The sequence below is a fragment of the Thermomicrobiales bacterium genome (assembly GCA_023954495.1).
Lineage (GTDB): Bacteria > Chloroflexota > Chloroflexia > Thermomicrobiales > CFX8 > JAMLIA01.
Window position 1 is genome coordinate 1 of sequence record JAMLIA010000151.1, and the last position, 2,189, is coordinate 2,189.

A 2,189-nucleotide genomic window follows, 5' to 3' on the forward strand; every position below is an offset into this window, starting at 1 on the left:
TCTGACGCTGGCGTTCTGGGTGCCGGGGGTGATTCACGCGATTCTCGTGGTTAATGAGTACAAGGCCGACAAGCGCGCGGAGCGAATTATGCGGGGGACCCGCTAACAGCCTGCGCGGAGTATGCTTGCGCCATACATCCCGCAATCGAAGCGTCGTGCCGCGTGGTAGCGACAGGAGAGGATGCGATGGAGAAGCGCGAATCGGATGCGCAGACGTCGATCGACGGTCATGCGCTGCGCCCCGAAAGTCTGATGATGAGCTACGGCTACCGACCGGAGTGGTCGGAAGGCTCGCTCAAGCCGCCGATCTTCCAGACGTCGACGTTCGTCTTCAAGTCGGCCGAGGACGGCAAGGCGTTCTTCGAGGTCGCCTACGGTCTGCGTGAGCCGACGGCCGGCGAGGAGTCGGGGCTGATCTACAGTCGGATCAACAACCCGGACCTGGAGATCGTCGAGGACCGGCTGGCGATCTGGGACGAGGCGGAGTCGTGCGCCGTCTTCGCCAGCGGCATGGCGGCGATCACCACGACGATGCTCGCCTATCTACGTCCCGGCGATACGCTCGTCCACTCGGAGCCGCTCTACGGCGGTACAGACCACTTCATCCGCCATGTGCTGGCTGATTTCGGCATCAAGGCCGCTGGCTTCAAAGCCGGAGAAGGGCCGGAAGCGCTGGAAGAAGCCGTCGCCGGACTTGCTCCCGGCTCGGTCGGCATGATCTACGTTGAGACGCCGGCCAATCCCACCAACGCACTGGTCGACATCGCCCACTGTGCAGCAATCGCGCGGTCACTTTCAACCGCTGAGCGGCACGTCCCGGTGGCTGTCGATAACACGTTCCTCGGCCCGGTCTGGTCACAGCCGCTGAAGCACGGCGCGGACCTGGTGATCTATTCGGCGACCAAGTACATCGGCGGCCACAGCGATCTTATTGCCGGTGCCTGCCTCGGCTCGAAGACGGTCATGGCACCGGTGCGGGCGCTGCGCACATTCTTCGGCTCGATGCTCTCGCCCTTCCACGGCTGGCTGATGCTGCGCAGTCTGGAGACGCTGAAGATCCGGATGGTCCAGCAGACCGAGAACGCCAAGCTCATCGCCGAGTTCCTGCGCGATCACCCGGCGGTCGAGAAGGTCTACTACCTCGGACACATCGACGAATCCGATCCGCAGTATGACGTTTACCAGCGTCAATGCCTCGCGCCGGGCGCGATGGTGTCGTTCGACGTGCGCGGCGGCGAGGCGGAGGCGTTCGCCTTCCTCAACGCGCTGAAGATCTGCCACCTCGCAGTCAGCCTCGGCGGCACCGAATCGCTCGCCGAGCACCCCTCAACGATGACGCACTCCGACGTGCCGAAGGCCGAGAAGGAGCGCATGGGGCTGACCGACAAGATGGTCCGTCTATCAATTGGCCTCGAGGATCCGCAGGACCTCATGCGCGACTTCGATCAGGCGCTAGCCGCCGCGATGAAGACGCAGACGCTCGCGGTCGGGGACTGACCAAATACGCGGTCGCGGATAACCGCAAGCTTTTGTCAGCGACGATGGCAGATCAAGGGGGCCGGACACCTACACATGCGATTGGTGTTCGGCCGTCTTACTACGAGGCGATCCATTGGTATGCAAGCGTTGTCTCGCACCAGACAACGCTCTGAATATGTCCTTTGCAGGCATCGCTTTCCATCGTTGCCAGTCGGCAGGTTGGTTTCATTTATGGACAATCAAGACTTCTTGAGCTCGCAGCGAGATGCCCAGAACGACACCCAATGGGACGAAGAGCAACGCCAGGTGATTCATCCATCCGCCAATCAGCCTATAGATTCTGACTTCATTGACCGCGTCAACCGTTTCATCGATCGCTATCGATCAGCGCTGGAATCACTTGCGCAACGCTAACGGTACGTCAGATCCTGCCAGCCCACGGCACTCTCACCGCGCCCGCAGCGCAGCCAGCGCGGCAGCACCCGACAGCCCGGCAGCCAGCCAGATAATTGGTGTGTAGGAGCCGAGCGCCACGAGCAACAGCCCGGCCCCGACCGGCGCGATCGACCGAGCGACGGTGATGCAGAGCGCGACGACGCCGTTGATCGCGCCATAGCTGGACGCGCCGAAGAGGTCGGAGACGAGCGCGGCGCGCGCCGGCGTGATCGCGCCGAACCCCGCGCCGAAGAGGATGACGAACAGGACGACGC

Annotated in this window: 2 protein-coding genes; one reads left to right on the forward strand and one right to left on the reverse strand. The window is 63.0% G+C overall.

Features of this window, described 5'->3' with window-relative positions:
- The first annotated feature begins 186 nt into the window (after positions 1 to 186).
- Positions 187 to 1,497 carry a cystathionine gamma-synthase family protein gene (locus M9890_15750; GenBank protein MCO5178409.1) on the forward strand — a complete coding sequence of 437 codons (1,311 nt, stop codon included), beginning with the start codon at positions 187 to 189 and terminating at the stop codon, positions 1,495 to 1,497.
- Positions 1,498 to 1,926: 429 nt separating this feature from the next.
- Here the strand turns inward: M9890_15750 and M9890_15755 are convergent.
- Positions 1,927 to 2,189: MFS transporter (locus M9890_15755; protein MCO5178410.1), on the reverse strand; the 263-nt coding region annotated here is incomplete at its 5' end.

Coding starts and splice junctions, on each gene's coding strand:
- M9890_15750 (MCO5178409.1), top strand. CDS start 187: ATGGAGAAGCGCGAATCGGATGCGCAGACGTCGATCGACGGTCATGCG.